The sequence below is a fragment of the Thermoflexus hugenholtzii genome, assembly GCF_018771565.1.
In the GTDB taxonomy this organism is placed as follows: Bacteria; Chloroflexota; Anaerolineae; order Thermoflexales; family Thermoflexaceae; genus Thermoflexus; species Thermoflexus hugenholtzii_A.
Window position 1 is genome coordinate 3065130 of the sequence record NZ_CP076326.1, and the last position, 17150, is coordinate 3082279.

General features: G+C 67.5%; 13 protein-coding genes and 1 pseudogene. 7 read left to right on the top strand and 7 right to left on the bottom strand.

Annotated elements, in window-relative coordinates; all coding sequences use genetic code 11:
* Positions 1-25: 25 nt before the first annotated feature.
* The 7 genes from thrC (at position 26) to argF (ending at position 9736) form a co-directional block, all read left to right on the top strand.
* Positions 26-1282, top strand: coding sequence for a threonine synthase (thrC, locus tag KNN16_RS13945; protein ID WP_303897691.1), 1257 nt, complete (start codon positions 26-28; stop codon positions 1280-1282).
* Between the two features lie 772 nt (positions 1283-2054).
* Complete coding sequence (locus tag KNN16_RS13950; RefSeq protein WP_303897693.1) at positions 2055-4367, top strand: sodium-translocating pyrophosphatase; 2313 nt, start codon at positions 2055-2057, stop codon at positions 4365-4367.
* Between the two features lie 132 nt (positions 4368-4499).
* Complete coding sequence (gene rfbD, locus KNN16_RS13955) at positions 4500-5348, top strand: dTDP-4-dehydrorhamnose reductase (RefSeq protein WP_303897695.1); 849 nt, start codon at positions 4500-4502, stop codon at positions 5346-5348.
* Positions 5345-6292: a glycosyltransferase family 2 protein gene (locus KNN16_RS13960; protein WP_303897696.1), complete on the top strand. Its 948-nt coding sequence runs from the start codon at positions 5345-5347 to the stop codon at positions 6290-6292. Before rfbD ends, KNN16_RS13960 begins: the two co-directional genes overlap by 4 nt.
* Positions 6293-6345: 53 nt before the next feature.
* A complete protein-coding gene (locus KNN16_RS13965) occupies positions 6346-7719 on the top strand; it encodes a hypothetical protein (RefSeq protein WP_303897698.1) in 1374 nt (457 codons plus the stop codon).
* A 7-nt stretch (positions 7720-7726) separates the two neighbouring features.
* On the top strand, positions 7727-8773 hold the full coding sequence (locus KNN16_RS13970) for a threonine/serine dehydratase (protein WP_299283682.1): 1047 nt from the start codon (positions 7727-7729) through the stop codon (positions 8771-8773).
* Between the two features lie 33 nt (positions 8774-8806).
* Entirely contained in the window at positions 8807-9736 is a 930-nt protein-coding gene (gene argF, locus KNN16_RS13975; RefSeq protein ID WP_303897700.1) for an ornithine carbamoyltransferase, read from the top strand.
* On the opposite strand, the gene KNN16_RS13980 is transcribed toward argF, so the two are convergent.
* The 7 genes and pseudogenes from KNN16_RS13980 to KNN16_RS14010 form a co-directional block, all read right to left on the bottom strand.
* Positions 9733-10335, bottom strand: coding sequence for a macro domain-containing protein (locus tag KNN16_RS13980; protein WP_088569856.1), 603 nt, complete (start codon positions 10333-10335; stop codon positions 9733-9735). The genes argF and KNN16_RS13980 overlap by 4 nt on opposite strands.
* Positions 10336-10451: 116 nt before the next feature.
* A complete protein-coding gene (gene gntE / locus KNN16_RS13985; RefSeq protein ID WP_299283677.1) occupies positions 10452-11804 on the bottom strand; it encodes a guanitoxin biosynthesis PLP-dependent transaminase GntE in 1353 nt (450 codons plus the stop codon).
* Positions 11805-11846: 42 nt separating this feature from the next.
* Complete coding sequence (locus tag KNN16_RS13990) at positions 11847-12986, bottom strand: saccharopine dehydrogenase family protein (RefSeq protein WP_299283675.1); 1140 nt, start codon at positions 12984-12986, stop codon at positions 11847-11849.
* 459 nt (positions 12987-13445) lie between these two features.
* Complete coding sequence (locus KNN16_RS13995; RefSeq protein WP_303897702.1) at positions 13446-13880, bottom strand: RHS repeat-associated core domain-containing protein; 435 nt, start codon at positions 13878-13880, stop codon at positions 13446-13448.
* A 75-nt stretch (positions 13881-13955) separates the two neighbouring features.
* Positions 13956-15005 (bottom strand): hypothetical protein, encoded by a 1050-nt coding sequence (locus tag KNN16_RS14000; RefSeq protein ID WP_303897704.1) that lies wholly within the window; start codon positions 15003-15005, stop codon positions 13956-13958.
* 1 nt (position 15006) lies between these two features.
* Positions 15007-15858 (bottom strand): annotated as a pseudogene (locus tag KNN16_RS14005) (RHS repeat-associated core domain-containing protein); the annotation flags it as partial.
* A 279-nt stretch (positions 15859-16137) separates the two neighbouring features.
* Positions 16138-17118 carry an RHS repeat-associated core domain-containing protein gene (locus tag KNN16_RS14010; RefSeq protein WP_303897705.1) on the bottom strand — a complete coding sequence of 327 codons (981 nt, stop codon included), beginning with the start codon at positions 17116-17118 and terminating at the stop codon, positions 16138-16140.
* Positions 17119-17150 lie beyond the last annotated feature (32 nt).

Genomic DNA, 17150 nt, shown 5'->3' on the forward strand with positions numbered 1-17150 from the left:
CTATCCCTTGCCGGAGGTGCATCCCATGGCGTTCATCGGCTTTCGCTGCGGACGGTGCGGGGCCACCTACGATCCGGGCGAGGTTCGATATGTATGCCCGCGGGACGGCGCGGAGGGGACCCTCGACGTGCTCTACGACTACGATCGATTGCGGGCGGCCCTGGACCCGGAGCGGCTGCGGGCGCATCCGGCCCGGTCCATCTGGCGCTACGCCCCGTTGCTCCCTTTGCGGCCCGAGACCCTAACGCGCGGGGAGGGGGCGGGGCCCTTGCAGACCGTGGGGTGGACCCCCCTCTATCGCGCGGAGCGGACGGCGCGGCGGCTGGGCCTGCGGGCAGTCTACGTGAAAGACGACGGCCGCAACCCGACGGCCTCCTTCAAGGATCGGGCCAGCGCCGTGGTGGCCCTGAAAGCCCTGGAGGAGGGCGCTTCCGTGGTCACCACCGCCTCCTCGGGGAACGCGGCGGCGGCCCTGGCCGGCATGGCCGCGGCCCTCGGCCTCCCGGCCGTCATCTTCGTCCCCCATACCGCCCCCCCGGCCAAGATCGCCCAGCTCCTGATCTACGGCGCACGGGTCTATCTGGTGGAAGGCACGTATGACGAAGCGTTCGACCTGGCCGTCGCAGCGGCGGAGGCCTTCGGCTGGTATTGCCGCAACACCGCCTACAATCCCTTCACCCGCGAAGGCAAGAAGACCGCGGCCTACGAGCTCTGGGAGCAGCTGGGCGGTCGGGCGCCGGACCGGGTGTTCGTGGCCGTGGGGGATGGGAACATCCTCAGCGGGATCTGGAAGGGCTTTCGGGACCTGGCCGCGCTGGGCTGGATCGATCGCCTCCCTGTCCTGATGGGCGTGCAGGCCGAGGGCGCGGCGGCCCTGGCCCATGCGTGGGCGCGGGGCGATCCGGATGCCCGCCCGGAGCCGGCCCAGACCATCGCTGACAGCATCGCCGTCGGCCGCCCTCGGGACGCTCGCTTCGCCCTGCAGGCGGTCCGGGAAACCAGCGGGGCCTTTCTCACCGTTCGGGATGAGGAGATCCTGCAGGCCATGCAGACCCTGGCCCGGGAGGTCGGGGTGTTCGCGGAGCCCTCGGCGGCCGCCGCCTTCGCCGGGCTGGAGAAAGCCGTCCGGGAGGGGATGGTGGGAGAGGAAGAGGAGGTGGTGGTGATGGCCACCGGCAACGGCCTGAAAGACGTCCCCAGCGCCATCCGGGCCACCGGCGAAGCCCCGCGGATCCCCGCCGCGATCCCGGAGGCGCTGAAACACCTCCGGGTCGAATGGTAGGCGGGGCTTCAGCCCGGAACCCTCTGTTTTCGATGACGCAAAGGTCGCGGCGAAAGCCGCTCTGACGACAGGGTTGCCGAAATGAATTTCGGCTTACGTGGGAGAGGCTTTCGCCCCGAACCTCCGTCTTCGATGACGCAGGGGTTGCGGCTGAAGCCGCTCCTACGAAAATCGGTTTTGGTAGGAGGGGCTTTCGCCCCGAACCCCTCTGTCCTCGATGGCGCAGGGGTCGCGGCTCCTAATTCGTGCTCCTCATTCGTGGACGGCCCCCCGCCGAAGAAACCCCTATCCATGACGTGTGGGGCACGGGATCCCCCGTGCCCCACGACGCCAGGAGGTGAGCCATGGGCCTGTCGCGCCCCGATCCGACAGGCCTCGTGAAATTTATCTCAAAATGGGCGGGTTGTCAAGTTTCCGGGAAACCGCGAACCGCGCTTCGGCCATGAGGGGGGCCCGAGGGGGAAGATCTCGGGACAAGGCGGGTTAGACCCCTGAGCACCCATCCCGGGGGCGATCCCCGTGCGGATGAGGGCACGTCCTCTTCGACGCCCCGGCCTTTACAGCCAGGCTGGAGCTCGGAAAAGTTCCTTATGCTGAATCCTCGTGGGCTGAACCGGTCTCGCCCGTGGATCGGGCGATCGTTGCTCTCTTCCCCAGTTTATGAACCTTGGGGAGACTGTCCTTGACCCTTTCCGCCAGATTCAGTAGAATGGGTTTGCGTCTTTCCTCACATTTCCCCAGTGCGGGCGGAAACCCTTAGGGAGGTGCGCGCATGGGCTGGCATGGGCTGACGCCCTTTGAGTTTTACGCCGTACTCGCCGTGCTCGGGGTGGCGGTGATCAGCCTGATCTTCGCCTGGATCCTCCGGGCGGAGGTCATGCGTCATCCCAAGGGCACGCCGAAGATGCAGGAGGTCTGGGAGGCGATCCGCGAGGGGGCCGAGGCCTACCTGCGCCGGCAGCTCATGAGCATCCTGCCGTTCATGGGGTTGCTCAGCGTCCTGCTCTTCCTCAGCGTCTACATCGTCCCCCCCTCGCCGGAGGCCCGCGAGGTCTTCCCCCAGCTGGACGAGACCACCCTCCGTCTGGTGATGGGGCTGGGCCGGGCGGTGGCCTTCATCCTGGGCGCCGGCTTCTCCCTGGCCGTCGGGCAGCTGGGGATGCGCATGGCGGTGCAGGGGAACATCCGGGTGGCGGAGGCGGCGCGCACCCAGGGCTATGACGCCGCCCTGCGCCTGGCCTACCGGGCCGGCACCATCACCGGGATGCTGACCAACGGCCTGGGGCTGCTGGGCGGCTCCATCATCTTCCTGATCTTCGGGATCGCCGCGCCGGACGCCCTGCTCGGCTTCGGGTTCGGCGGGACGCTGCTCGCCCTCTTCATGCGCGTGGGCGGCGGGATCTACACCAAGGCCGCCGATGTGGGGGCGGACCTGGTGGGCAAGGTGGAGATGGACGTGCCCGAGGACGACCCGCGCAACGCCGCGGTGGTGGCGGACCTGGTGGGCGATAACGTGGGCGATTGCGCGGGGATGGCCGCGGACATCTTCGAGTCCTACGAGGTCACCATGGTCTCGGCCATGATCTTGGGCCTCGCCCTCCGCGCGGTGGATCCCCAGCACTCGATGGTCTGGATCATCTTCCCGCTGCTGGCCCGGGCGGTGGGGGTGATCGCCTCGATCCTCAGCACCTACACTGTCGGCGGGGTGACCGGCCGCCGGGGGGATGCCCTGCGGGCCATCAGCCGGGGCTTTCTGATCGGGGCGGTGCTCTCCTTCCTCGGCTTCGCCGCCATCGGCTTCCTCTACGCCCGGGACTGGCGGGTGGTGGCCTCGACGACGGTGGGCCTGATCCTCTCCCTGGTCATCGAGCGGCTGACGGATTACTTCACCAGCACCGAGCGGGCCCCCGTGGGCGAGATCGAGAAGGCCACCCGGGCCGGGCCGGCCACCACCATCCTCAGCGGCCTGGCCGTGGGCTATGAGTCCACCGTGTGGGCCATCGTGGTCATCGCCCTCACCATCGCCACCTCCACCCTGATCTACTGGGGCCTGCCGCCCGTCTACGTCCTCTACGGGGTCTCCCTCACCGGCATCGGCCTGCTGATGCTCACCGGCAACGTGGTGGGGATGGACTCCTACGGGCCGGTGACGGACAACGCCGGCGGGATCGCCGAGATGGCCGGGCTGGAGGAGCGGGCCCAGGAGGTGCTGGCGGACCTGGACGCGGTGGGCAACACCACCAAGGCGACCACCAAGGGCCTGGCCATCGCCACGGCGGTGATCGCTGCCGTGGCCCTGTTCGGCTCCTACCTCACCGACGTGAGCAAGGTGCAGGCCCAGTTGGGCCAGATGCCTACGCTCCAGGACATCGGCATCCGCATCGACCAGCCTCTGGTCTTCGTGGGCCTGCTGCTGGGCGGGGCCCTGCCCTGGCTCTTCTCCTCCTTCGCCATCCGGGCCGTCAGCCGGGCCGCCACCCTCATCGTGGAGGAGGTCCGCCGGCAGTTCCGCATCCCCGGCGTGCTGGAGGGGACGGTGAAGCCGGACTACGCCCGGGTGGTCACCATCTGCACCCTGGCGGCCCAGAAGGAGCTGCTCTCCCTGGCCCTGCTCTCGGTGGCCACCCCGCTGGTGGTGGGCCTGTTGCTGCAGGTGGAGGCCCTGGGCGCCTTCCTGGCCGGCTCCATCCTGGTCGGACAGCTGCTGGCGGTCTTCATGGCCAACGCCGGGGCCGCCTGGGACAACGCCAAGAAGCGGGTGGAGAACGAGCCGCGGGATCCCGCCCGCAACCTGGGCAAGGGCAGCGAGCGCCACAAGGCCAGCGTGGTCGGCGACACGGTGGGCGATCCGCTGAAGGACACGGCGGGCCCGGCCATCAACCCGATGATCAAGGCCGTCAACCTGGTCTCGGTGCTGGCCGCCCCCATCATCGTCCAGTTCCGCGGCGCCCTGACCGCCGGGACGCTGCTGGCCATCGGGGCGGCCGTGGCGGTCCTCCTCGCCGTCCTGCTCTGGGTGATCTGGCAGAGCAAGCGGGAGGTGCCGGAGCTGGCCGGCGCGCCCGCCTCCGGCTCGGGCCAGTGATCCGAAGCCCATCGGCGATCGGGACGTTCGTGCGTCGGATGGGGGGAGGCCGCCGCAGGCGGCCTCCCCTGCTGTAAAGAGGGATCCGCTCCCTCAACCCTGTGCCCATCTTTCATCCGAGGCGGGCTGCCGATGCGCATCCTGATCACCGGCGCGGGAGGGCAGCTGGGGCGGGCCCTGCAGGAGGCCCTCTCCTTCCACACGTTGATTCCGCTCGCCCGGGCGGACCTGGACGTCACGGATCGCGCGGCGGTCTTCCGGGCCATCCTCCGCGCCCGCCCCGATGTGGTCATCCACGCCGCGGCTATGACCGACGTGGACGGCTGCGCCCGGGATCCGGAACGAGCCTTCCGGGTGAACGCCCTGGGGACCCAGGCGGTGGCCATGGCCTGCGTCGCCGCCGGCGCCGCCCTGGTCTACATCAGCACCAACGAGGTCTTCGATGGGACCAAAGGGGAGCCGTATCTGGAGTTCGACCCCCCGAACCCGATCAACCCGTATGGCCGCAGCAAGTGGGCTGGGGAATGGTTCGTCTCCCACCTCCTCCAGCGCTTCTACATCGTCCGCACCGCCTGGGTCTTCGGGCCGGGCGGCAACCACTTCATCCGCAAGATCCTCCGGCGGGCCGACGAGCAGGGAGCCCTTCGCGTGGTCCACGATGAGGTGGGCTCGCCCAGCTACACCCGGGACGTGGCCGCCGCCATCGCCCGGCTGATCGAGACCGAGGCCTACGGCATCTACCATTTCGTCAACGAAGGGATGTGCTCCCGCTATGAATACGCCGTTGAGATCCTGCGCCGGACCGGGCGGGGCCATATCCCGGTGACTCCCATCGCCCTGGCGGAGTTCCCGCGCCCCTCGCGGGTCCCTCCCTTTACCCCGCTGCGCAACCTGTGCGGGGCCGCCCTGGGGATCACCCTGCGGCCCTGGCCGGAGGCCCTGCAGGCCTACCTGGCCGAGGAAGGATGGCTGGTCGGATGAACTTGCCCCTCCTCTCCGTGATCATCCCCAACTGGAACGGCGCCGCGCATCTGCCGACCTGCCTGGAGGCGCTGCGCCGACAGACGTATCCCCACCGGGAGATCCTGGTGGTGGACAACGGCTCGACCGACGGCTCCCTCTCCCTGCTCGCTCGCTACCCCGAGGTGCGGGTCCTGGCGCTGGGGCGCAACCGGGGTTTCGCCGGGGCCGTCAACGCCGGGATCCGGGCTGCCCGCGGGGAGATCCTGGTCCTCCTGAACAACGACACCGAGGCGGCGCCGACCTGGCTCGAAGCGCTGGCAGCGGCCTTCGCGCGCCATCCCGACGCCGGGCTGCTGGCCTCCAAGATCCTGCTCTTCGACCGGCGGGAGGTCTTCCACTCCGCCGGCGATTACTACCGGGTGGACGGCATCCCGGGCAACCGGGGGGTCTGGGAGCCGGACGTCGGGCAATACGACCGGGAGGAGGAGGTGTTCTCCGCCTGCGGGGCGGCGGCCGCCTATCGGCGGGCGCTCCTCGAGGACATCGGGCTCTTCGATGAGGATTTCTTCTATTCGTGCGAAGATGTGGATCTGGCCTGGCGGGCCCAGATCGCCGGATGGAACTGCTGGTATATCCCCGATGCGGTGGTCTACCACAAGCTCAGCGCCACCGGCGGCGGCCCCATCGCCAGCTTCTACGACGGACGCAACTTCCTCTATTTGATCGCGAAGGACTACCCCCTGGGGTTGCTGCGCCGGTTCTGGCCGCGCGTCCTCCGGGCGCAGCTGCGCCTCGCCGGCGAGGCGCTGCGGGCGTGGCGGGGGGCGGCCGCCCGGGCGCGTCTTCGGGGGATGCTCGTGGGCCTCCTCACCTGGCCCCGGGTCGCCCGCAAACGCCCTCAGGTCTTCGCCCGCCGCCGCCGCTCCGATGCGGAGCTGCTCGCCCGACTGCGCCCGGATTGACGTTCCCGCTCCCGCAGGGGACAATCCCTCTGAACCCCTGAGCGAGGGATGCCATGCGCAAACTCGGGATCGCGTTGCTCGTCCTCCTGATCCTGGCCTGCAGCGCGGGGGCGGTGGCCCTGACCTGGACGGCCGCTCAGCGGATGGCCCCACCCACGTGGCCCACCGCGACGCCCTTGCCTCCTTCCCCCACACGGGTGGAGACCCCCGCGCCTCCTCCCCCCACCACGGCAGCTCCCCGCACGGCAACCCCGGCGGCCTCCGTCTTCGACACCATCGCCCGGACCGTGGAGGAGATCCGGGGCCTGCGGGCCACCGGGCCCTACACCCGATCCCTGATGACCCAGGCGGAGCTGCGCGCCTACCAGGAGCGGAAGTTCGAAAAGGACTACACGCCGGAGGAGGCCCGCCAGGACACCCTCACCCTGGCCGCCTTCGACCTGCTGCCCCGGGATTTCCCGCTGCGGGATTTCCTGCTGGAGCTTTACACCGAGCAGATCGCCGGCTTCTATGATCCGGACACCAAGCAGTTCTTCGTGATCAGCGAGCAGGGGCAGCCCGGCATCCTGGAGCGGGTGACCTTCGCCCACGAATACACCCACCTCCTCCAGGATCAACATTTCGACCTGGTGGCCCTGGGGTTCACGGACGACAAAAGCAAGCGGCCGAAGGACTTGGACGACGACGCGATGCTGGCCCGGCGGGCCCTGGTGGAGGGCGACGCCACCCTCACGCAGCTGTTCTATCTGAATCGATTGCCCGCCGCGGAGCAGCGGGAGTGGCTCCGGGCCATCCAGCGCCAGCCCAGCGAGGTCTTCGACCGGGCCCCCCGCGCGATCCGCGAAGAGCTGACCTTCCCCTATGAAGCGGGTTTCGCTTTCGTCCAGGCCCTCTACGAGCGCGGAGGGTGGGAGGCGATTGACGCGGCGTTTCGCGACCCGCCCGCTTCCACCGAGCAGATCCTGCATCCGGAGAAGTTCTGGAGCCGCGAGGCCCCGATTCGGGTGACGCTGCCCCCGCTCACCGACACCCTGGGAAGCGGCTGGCGGATGATCGACGAGAACGTCCTGGGGGAGTTCTACCTCCGGGTGGTTCTGGAGGAACGCCTGGACCGCTCCCGGGCGGAGGAGGCGGCGGCCGGCTGGGGCGGGGACCGCTACGCGGTCTACTGGAACGAGGCCGCCGGCCAGGATTTCCTGGTTCTGGAAGCGGTCTGGGACAGCGAGGACGAAGCCCGGGAGTTCGTGGAGGCCTATCGGGATTACGCCACGGCCCGTTACGGGCGCGGCCCGGTTCGGGAAAGCCCCGGACAGGCCCTATGGGCCGGAACGGACGTGTTGTGGCTGGAGTGGAACGGCACCCGCACCCGCATCTTCCGGGGCCCCACCGAGGAGCTCATCCGTCTCGTCCGGGCGCAGTTTCGCTGAGGGAGCCATGGGACTCTCCGAGCGGCCGACGGACAGCCCGCCGGATCTGTCGATGATCCGGGAAGCTCATCGCATCCTGCGGGAGATCCTCCCGCCCACGCCGGCGCGGACCTTCCCCCACCTGAACCGGCAGCTGGGGGCGGAGGTCTGGTTCAAGCTGGAGGCCTGGCAGCCCACCGGCTCCTTCAAGGTGCGGGGGGCGCTGGCCCGGATGAGCCGGCTCCGACCAGAGGAGCGGGCGCGTGGGGTGGTGACCGCCTCGGCGGGCAACCACGGGCTGGCAGTGGCCTTCGCCGCCCGGCTCTTAAGCGGGATCCCAGTCACCGTCTTCGTCCCGGAGACCGCCGCCCCCAACAAGGTCCGCGCCCTGGAGGCCTTCGGCGTCCATCTGGAGCGGGTGGGCCGGACCTACGCCGAGGCCCACGCGGCCGCCGTCGCCTTCGCCCGGCATCAAGGAGCCTGTTACCTCCACGCCTATGAGGATCCATGGGTGGTGGCCGGTCAGGGAACCATCGCCCTGGAGCTCATGGAGGCGCTCCCGGCCCTCGACGCCGTCTTGGTGCCGGTGGGCGGGGGCGGCCTGATCAGCGGGATCGCCCGGGCTTACCAGGCCCTCGCCCCCCGGACCCGGATCATCGGCGTGCAGACGGAGGCCTCCCCGGCCCTGGCCGCCTCATTGCGGGACGGACGGCTCTACGAGGACTATCCGGCCGGCCCCACCCTGGCGGACGGCCTGGCCGGCGGGGTGGGCGCCTGGGCCTACCAGCTGGCGCTTGAGGGGGCGATCCACGAAGTCTTCGTGGTGCGGGAAGAGACTCTCCTCGAGGCCATCGGGTGGCTGGCGGCCGAGGCCCACCTCATCGTGGAGGGATCCGGCGCCGTCGGCATCGCGGCCCTGTGGGAGACGGGCCCGCGCTGGGCCGGACAGCGGGTGGCGGTCGTCCTCTCCGGGGGCAATTTAGAGGGGGAGATCCTGTTGCGCGGACTGACGCGCTACCTCGAGAGGCAGACGGAAGATTCGGCGGGTCGATCCTGCGCTCCTGTCGGGGCGTGAGATTCACACATCGAATCCGGAGGGAAGGGAACGATGGGCTCGCTGCGGCATTTCATCTCGCTGGTGGATTGGGCGCCGGAGGAGATCGAGGCGCTGATCCTGGACGCCGCGCGGATGAAGGCGGAGTGGAAAGCGGGGGTCCGCCCCACGCCCCTCGCCGGCAAGACCCTGGGGATGATCTTCCAGAAGCCCTCGCTGCGCACCCGCGTCTCCTTTGAGATGGCCATGCGCCATCTGGGAGGGGACGCCATCTACCTTTCCCCTCAGGAGGTCGGCCTGGGCCAGCGGGAGAGCGTGGCCGACGTGACCCGGGTGCTCAGCCGCTACGTGGACGCCATCATGGCGCGGGTCTTCGCCCACTCTATCCTGGAGGAGATGGCCCGCTACGCCACGGTCCCCGTCATCAACGGCCTCTCCGACGATGAGCATCCGTGTCAGGCCCTGGGGGACATGCTCACGGTTTACGAGAAGAAGGGACGCCTGCGGGGGTTGAAGCTGGCTTTCGTCGGCGACGGCAACAACGTGGCGACCGCCCTGCTTTACATCTGCGCCATGCTGGGGATGGACTTCGCCATCGCCACGCCTCCGGGCTATATGCTGAAGGAGGCCGTCATCGAACGGGGGAAGGCTTTCGCGGCCCGCAGCGGGAGCCGCCTGCTCTTCACCTACGATCCGGCGGAGGCGGTGCGGGACGCGGACATCATCTACACGGACGTATGGGCCAGCATGGGCCAGGAGGCGGAGGCGGAGGTCCGGCGTCGGGTGTTCCCGCCCTATCAGGTCAACGCCGCCCTGGTGGCGAAGGCGCGGCCGGATGTCATCGTGATGCATTGCCTGCCGGCCCATCGGGGCGAGGAGATCACCGATGAGGTGGCCGATGGCCCGCACTCGGTGATCTTCGATCAGGCGGAGAACCGCCTCCATGCCCAGAAAGCCCTGCTGGTCCGGCTGCTCGCCGGTTAGGCCGGGGAAGCGGCGGCCTGTCCCCCGAACCGGGCGTGGAAGGCGGCCTCGAAGGGGCGCAGCGTGGCCTCGTCCAGGATCACCACCCGGATCTCCCGGGGGGGTTCGCCGGGGTGGGCGGCGGCGAAGGCGGCGATGGTCTCCCAGAAGATCGGAGCCGCCCGCTCCTTCGGGAACCCGAAGATGCCGGTGCTGATGGCCGGCATGGCGATCCGCTCATAACCTTGGGCCCGAGCCGCCTCGAGGGTGTTGCGGATCGCCTCCGCCAGCTGTTGCTCCTCCCCGCGGGTCCCTCCGGACCACACCGGGCCGACGGTGTGGAGGATGGCGCGGGCCCGCAGCCGCCCGGCCCCGGTGATCGCCACGCCCCCTGTGGGGACCGGCCCGTGGCGGCGCACCCACTCGTCGCTCTCCGCCTGGATCTGAGGCCCGCCTTTGCGGACCAGCGCTCCGGCGACGCCGCCGCCGTGCTGGAGGTAGGAGTTGGCGGCGTTCACCAGCGCGTCCGCCTCCTCCTCCGTCAGGTCCCCCTGCACCAGGACCACCCGGTGCCCGGAGGGCAGGATGGTCTCCGCGACCGTCCGGTTCCCCTTGCCCATCGCGGCCTCGTCCCGAAGCGTCCGCGGTTCGCCGGCATCAGGATGGAAGCGGGGGCTGGACGCCGGGTCCATTCTGCACCATCGCTCTCCCGGCGTCCAGCCCTCACGGGTTGCGTTCACTTCCCGACCGACGTGACCTCCGCCGGGCCGACGGGTTTCCCTTTCCGCAGGACAGCGCGCACGGCGTCGGCGAAGCGGTTGAGAGTCTCGTCCACCACCTCCGGCGTGTGGGCGGCCGAGGTGAACCAGGGCTCCCGCGGGTCCACCTCGAACATCACCCCGCGCTCATAGCAGGCCAGGCCGATCTCCGCGTAGAGCTCGATGTCGCTGGACATGGTGTCCCGGTGATCCCGGGGCGTCCCATCGAAGTTCAGGAGGAAGCTGAACATGTTGGGGTGGCCGGAGACGGCGTGGGGGATGCCGGCCTCGGTCAGGATCTCGCTGATCCCCTTCATTAGCCGCTCGCCGGCCTGGGCCGCCCGCTCCAGGGCGTCCGTGGTCTCCAGGATCTCCAGGGTGGCGTCGGCGGCGGCGGTGCCCACCACGTTCCCGTTGTAGGTTCCGGCGTGGGCCACCGCCCCGGGCTCGATGGTCATCATGATCTCCCGCTTGCCGCCGATGGCGGAGATGGGGAACCCGTTCCCCATAGCCTTGGCGTAGGTGACCAGGTCCGCCCGCACCCCGAAGAACTCCTGGGCCCCGCCCCGGGCGATGCGGAAGCCCGTTTTCACTTCGTCGAAGATCAGCACGATGCCGTATTCATCGCACAGGCGCCGCAGGAAGGGGAGGAACTCGGGGTGGGGCATGATGGCCGCGCTGTTGCCCAGCATAGGCTCCACGATGATGGCCGCGATGTCCCCCCACTTGGCCTTCACGGTCCGCTCCACGGCCTCGAAGTCGTTGAAGGGGAGGGTGATGACCAGGTCGGCGATGACCCGGGGGATGCCGGAGCTGGCGACGACGGGGATGGGATGGCGGCGGCTCCCCATGGGTTGGCGCTGGGCCATGGCCGTGGAGAACAGCAGGTAATCGTGGTGGCCGTGATACTGGCCCTCGAACTTGATCACCTTCTCCCGGCCGGTGTAGGCCCGGGCGATCCGCAGGGCGTGCATGGTCGCCTCCGTCCCCGAGTTGGAGAAGCGCACCATGTCCACGCCGGTCATGCGGATGATGCGCTCCGCCGCCCGGATCTCCCATTCGGTGGTGGCCGCGAAGATCACCCCATCCCGGATGGCCTGGCTTACCCGCTCCACCACCGCAGGGTGGCCGTGACCCAGGATCACCGGCCCGTAGCCCAGGCGGTAGTCGATGTAGCGGTTGCCGTCCAGATCGTAGATGTAGGGGCCCTCTCCCCGGCTGACCACGATGGTCTGATCATCCCCCCAGTAACGGAAGTTCGAGGTAACCCCCCAGGGCATCACCTCCTTCGCCCGGAGAAATCGAGCGCGGGTCTTCGGCCACTGACGCATGGGAACCTCCTGATTCTTTTCAGGATGAATGAGAAGCTCGGTTCACTCGATCAGGATCTCAATCCCCCGGCGGGCCAGCTCCTCGAAGAAGCGCTCCGGGGGGATGGCCCGTTCGGGGGGGACAACGCCTCGCACGGAGATCTCACCCCGAGCGATCATCTGGACGCCGATGCTCAGGGGAACGCCGATGTTCCGATAGTAGGCGGCCTCCCCGCCCCATACCTCCTGGGGGGGATGTCGGTTGCGCAGCACCATGGTGTGGGGGCGGCCGTTCCGGCGGCCGCTCACCTCCACCACCAGCCCGTAGGCCCACACCGGGTTCTCCCGGGAGGCGGGGAGGGCGGCGAGCAGGCGGGCCACCAGATCGATGGCGGGGTAGGTGCCCCCATCGAGGGGAACAGGGGTGGAAGAGAGCGCGCCCATCTCGTAGAGGGCGCGCATCGCCCGCATCACGTGAGGCGGGAAGCAGCCCCGCACCGCGGCGCGGCGCAGGCCCGGGAAGGAGCGTGGCATCGTCCGGGCCTCATCGTGGGGAACGTAATACACGGTCTGCTCCCCGATCTGCTCATGGAAGCGCACCCGCTTCTCCCCGGAGAAGGGCGGAGCGGGGTGCCATGCCCCGTCCTCCCAGTAGACCATCGCCCGTTCTGGCTCCTCTGGGTTGAACTCCCAGAGGGTGGTGCGGAGGAGGCCCGGCGAGGGCGCCAGGCAGCGGAAGGCGGCGAAGGCGATCTCCACGGATTCCACCTGATCCATGGAACGGGCGGCGTAAGCGGCCATCACGTTGGTGGTGCCGGGGGTGGCGCCCACCCCCGGGATGAACACCATGTTCTTCGAGCGGGCCGCCTCGTCCAGCTCGAACTGGGCCTCGTCGAAGGCCAGGTCCACCCCGCTGACCCCGGCCTCCACGCAGGCCCGCGTGACCAGCACATCATAGGCGAAGGGGAGGCCGTTCATCACGACATCGAAGCCCCGGATCAGGCGGACCAGTGCTTCCTCATCCCGCACGTCCAGAGGGACCACCCGGAGGCGGGGGTCTCCGATGTCGCGGGCGAGGCGTTCCGCCTTGGCGGGATCGATGTCGGCGATCACGATCTCGCGGAAGATCGAGCCGTGCTGGCAGAGGTCCCGTGTGGCCTCCCGGGCCACGGCCCCTGCTCCACCGAGGGCCAACACGCGCATGGATGCCTCCCAGGCAGGAGAGTGTCCGGATCCGGCAAGCAGGAGAAACCGTGAGAGGCGGAGGGGCAAGGGGTCAGCAATCCGCAGTGGCCCAAACCGTCCAGAAGTGACAGCGTCGCATGTGAGGGGCGCGGAAGGGATGCTTCCGGCCGCTATGGGAGTGATCCAGCGCATACGCTATGGGACAGCTCATGGCTCCCTGACCCCCTGCGTGGGGATCCCTGCGTCGCCTTGCCTTTGCTTGCTCAGGCTGAGGCAGCCGCGGCAATGCCACACGTTCGGGTCCCTTTGATTTTAACGGGGACTTCCCAAATCGGGTAGTCCCCTTATCCAGCTCTCGTTTCAAAGGTCTTCGGATCTCAGGGAGCTGGGGCTCTGGACCGAAGTGGCTCTTTGCTTTGCTCGCAGGGGTCATGGCGAATCGCGCTTTTCAGTTCATCCGTTGGGCCTTGCTACATCCTACACCGTCTCCAGCCATCGCTTGCTGGGATCGGTGTAGCGCAACGGGTTGTTGGAAACGTAAGCATACCGGTTCAGCGCCAGGGGATCCCCCGGCTCTGGCACCAGAGAATCCGGCTGCAGGAAGCGACCCAGGATGGGATCATAGAAGCGGGCCTTGTAGTCATACAAGCCAAGAGAAGCCTCCCACCGCTGGCCGGTGAATCGGTGGTCGGTGGGCCAAACCCCGCCCTCAAACCGAATCGTCCCATACGGAAGATACCGCGTGCCCCCCGCGATACTCCCCCTCTGCGCCAGCACGGTGACGCTGCCCAGATGGTCCCCCACCGCGGCGTAGACGGCGCTTCCCTCCCGCACGGCCACCCTCTCGCCGCTCAGCCGGTGGACCTTCCGCGCCACCCCGCCCCGGACCTCGTCGCGTTCATCCACGGCCACGGTGCGGAGGCCCGCCCATCGCCGTGGAACAGTTTGATTGTTAAGGTGCTCCTCTAAAATGAGTCTTGCCAGGCCCTATGAATCCCTCCTCACTTCCACCCACTCAAAATGCGGATTGTCCCGCCCGGCAAACTCCGCCAGCGCCTGGTCCAGCTCGTCGGGGATCTCGTTGAATTCCAGGCGCACCTTTTTCCCCCCGGCCTGTTTCACTTCCTCCACGGCCGCCTGCCGGATGGTCTCCACTGCTATCTGCCGTTGCTCCGGTGTCAGGGCTTCCCAGGGGATAGAAATATGCTTGACCCGTGTGCCGTCGTCCAGCACCAGGGTCACCCCCAGGATCTGCTTCAAATAGGCGGCCAGCTCGGCATCCGAGATCGGAGACCTGGCCTGTGTCCGTCGGACGGTCAGCCCCGGGATGATAAAGGGGGCCTTACAGGTGACCTGGAGCCCGTGCCGGCGGAAGTAGTCCTTGACCTGTTGGCGAAGGCGCTGGGCTTCCTCCTCGCTGGGGGCCACGAAGGTGGGCGAGAGCTGGTGGAAGACACCCCCGTCAGGAAGGAGTTCGGTTTTGTAGCCAGGGATGTTCAGCAGAAGGTCCTGGCCATATTTTTCCACGTAGGCCGGGCTGAAGAAGTTGGCCCAGGAGATGTGCTGGAGGCGGAGGCGGGAGACCGCCCTTGTATCCCACTCGCCCCAGTTTCCTTCCACCTCGCCGTAGGTGGGGCGGGCCAGGGGATACAGCGCCCGGGCGATGGCCAGCAACCGCTGGGCGAAAGGTTCCACCAGATGCCGCTCATCCTGAAACTGGAAATCCAGCAACCCCCCCAGCTGTAGCTTATTCCCTCCGCCATCACCTTCATGATATTCATCGAACCCGAAATCAGCGTTCAGTTTCCCCCAGTCCACAAAGGCGATGCGATGGCTGATGCTGGATTTGAAAGTCTCAAACCTGTATCGTTCTTGCTGGAAGATTTCCTCCCAAGTGTCCTCAGCGAGGGGCTCCAAGGTGTAGTGAGCCAGCAGGAGGATGCCGTGAGCCTGAAGCACGCGAGCCCAGGCGACGACATCTTCGACCGCCGTGGCGGCGCAGTTCCAGAAGCAGAGATCCACCCGGATGTGACGCATCTTATGGCCCTCCCAGTGGAATGATCTGAATCTGCTCCCGGGTCAGAGGGATTCCCGCTTCCCGAGCCGCAGCCAGAAGATCCTGAATAAAGGCCTCGGTGATGGGGTCGGTTTTCGTCTGCACGAACTCCAGGATCACTGGCCGGCCGGTAGCTTGGTAGGTCTTGACTTGCCGCAGGATATCTCGGATATGACCCTTAGCGTAGTTTTGCCTCCAGTATTTGACTTCCACCATCTCGCCGGTGACGAGGATGAGGTCGACGCGGCCGGACTCGATCACTGCTTCCACGGCCTGGAGCTTGCCGGCTTTGAAGTATTCCTCGGCCCGTGCCAGCTCCGCGGCCATGCCGCGCCGGAGCTGGGCAGGCACCCGCTCGTTTTCCACCAGTTTCGCCAGCCGCTCCACCCCTCGGATCACCTCCGGGCCGGCCCCGGCGAAACGCTCCAGCCGGGCGGCGATGCGAGCCAGGCGGGTAGCCTCATCGGCGTGGGCGGCGGCCCGGGCGGCCCGGCTGCCGTGGACGACCGCGCCCACGCCTCCTGGCACCAGGGGCAGCGCGGCAGCGGCGATATCCACCGCCAGGGCGCCCCAGTTCCAGAGGTTGCGGGGGTCCTTGCGGATTTCGTAGAGGTCCCAGGCGATGCTGGCGATGTCCCAGAGGGTCTCCAGCCAGTGCCCGCTGGGGTCGGTGTAGCGCAGCGGGTTGTTGTAAACGTAGGCGTAGCGGTTGAGCGCCTGGGGATCCCCCGGCTCGGGCACCAGCGGATCCGGCTGCAGGAAGCGGCCCAACGTGGGATCATAAAAGCGCGCCCGGTAGTCATACAGGCCCAGATTCGCTTCCCACCGTTGCCCCGTGAACCGCCGGTCCGCGAGGAAGGGCTATATTTTCCTTAAATCCCCCCTTCCAATCCATTTTTTGGTTTTATGATCTATAATCATCACATCCATAATTCCCCTTAAATACCAATTCGCGAGCTCATCAAGCAACCCATAAGGCCATAAATAGAAAATTCGTCCGTCAGTTGTGCGAAACAAAACGGGAATCCGGGAAACTTCGCCATAAATAACATCAAATGCCTCGTAAGGGTCGACAATGATTAGCTGAGCTTTTGATCCCATGATTTTTGCTCCTTATTTCAAGCGTTCGATGCGCAGAAGAAGAACCCGAACCGGATCTGGAGACCAATATTCAACTCCCCATCCGGCTCGGAAGCCCGTGTCTCGGGGCCAGAACCAGGGCCGAACTCGCCGAGGCCCATAGATACGAGGCTGAGATGTGATCTCAAACTCCACCCGATATGAAGGGGGTTCCTTTAAGGCTAAATGGCTTAAGGCTTCCTTCGCGCTCTCAAATTCATCCGTAGTGAAATACGTTTTGTCTACCCGTCCTCCACGCAGCAGCCCGGTTTCCTGGATGGCCCGGAGTTCTCCCTCCGAGATATAGCGCACATAGGTTCCCCGAAATGCCGCTCGCATCACCATCCGATCCACACCGTGGAAGATCCCGCCGCTGAGCCCACCGATGATCGCATCCCGCCCCAGTTCAACCGGATCGCCTAACCCTTCCCCGATAGCCTTCCCGGTCAGCACGTTCTCGGTGGCTCGAGCCGCTTGCCCAGACACTGCGCCACTGAACGCCCCTGCGCCCACCATCCCCCATAAGCCTGTCCCCAACACCGCGCTGGCTCCATAGAAGGTGGCTCCACCGACCGCCCCGGCTACGGCGCTGGCGCCGACAGCAGCCCAGTTGACGTTCGTAAAGGCCTGCACCTGAAGGCCATTCTGGCTGATGTTAGCGGCCACCTGGACGCCGTAGTTGATGAGCGCTCCGCTGACGGCGCCGATCCCCATCATCACCAGGATGACCGGGACGTGGCCACTGGGATCGGTGTAGCGCAGCGGGTTGTTGTAGACATATGCATACCGGTTCAGCGCCTGCGGGTTCCCCGGCTCGGGCACGATGGGATCGGGTTGCAGGAAGCGGCCCAGGGCCGGGTCATAGAAGCGCGCCCGGTAATCATACAGGCCCAGATTCGCCTCCCACCGCTGGCCGGTGAAGCGGCGGTCGGTGGGGAAAAGCCCACTCTCCGCCGGAATGACCCTATCCGCCAAGTAGACGAGGGGGCAGGAGCCGGGCTATATGC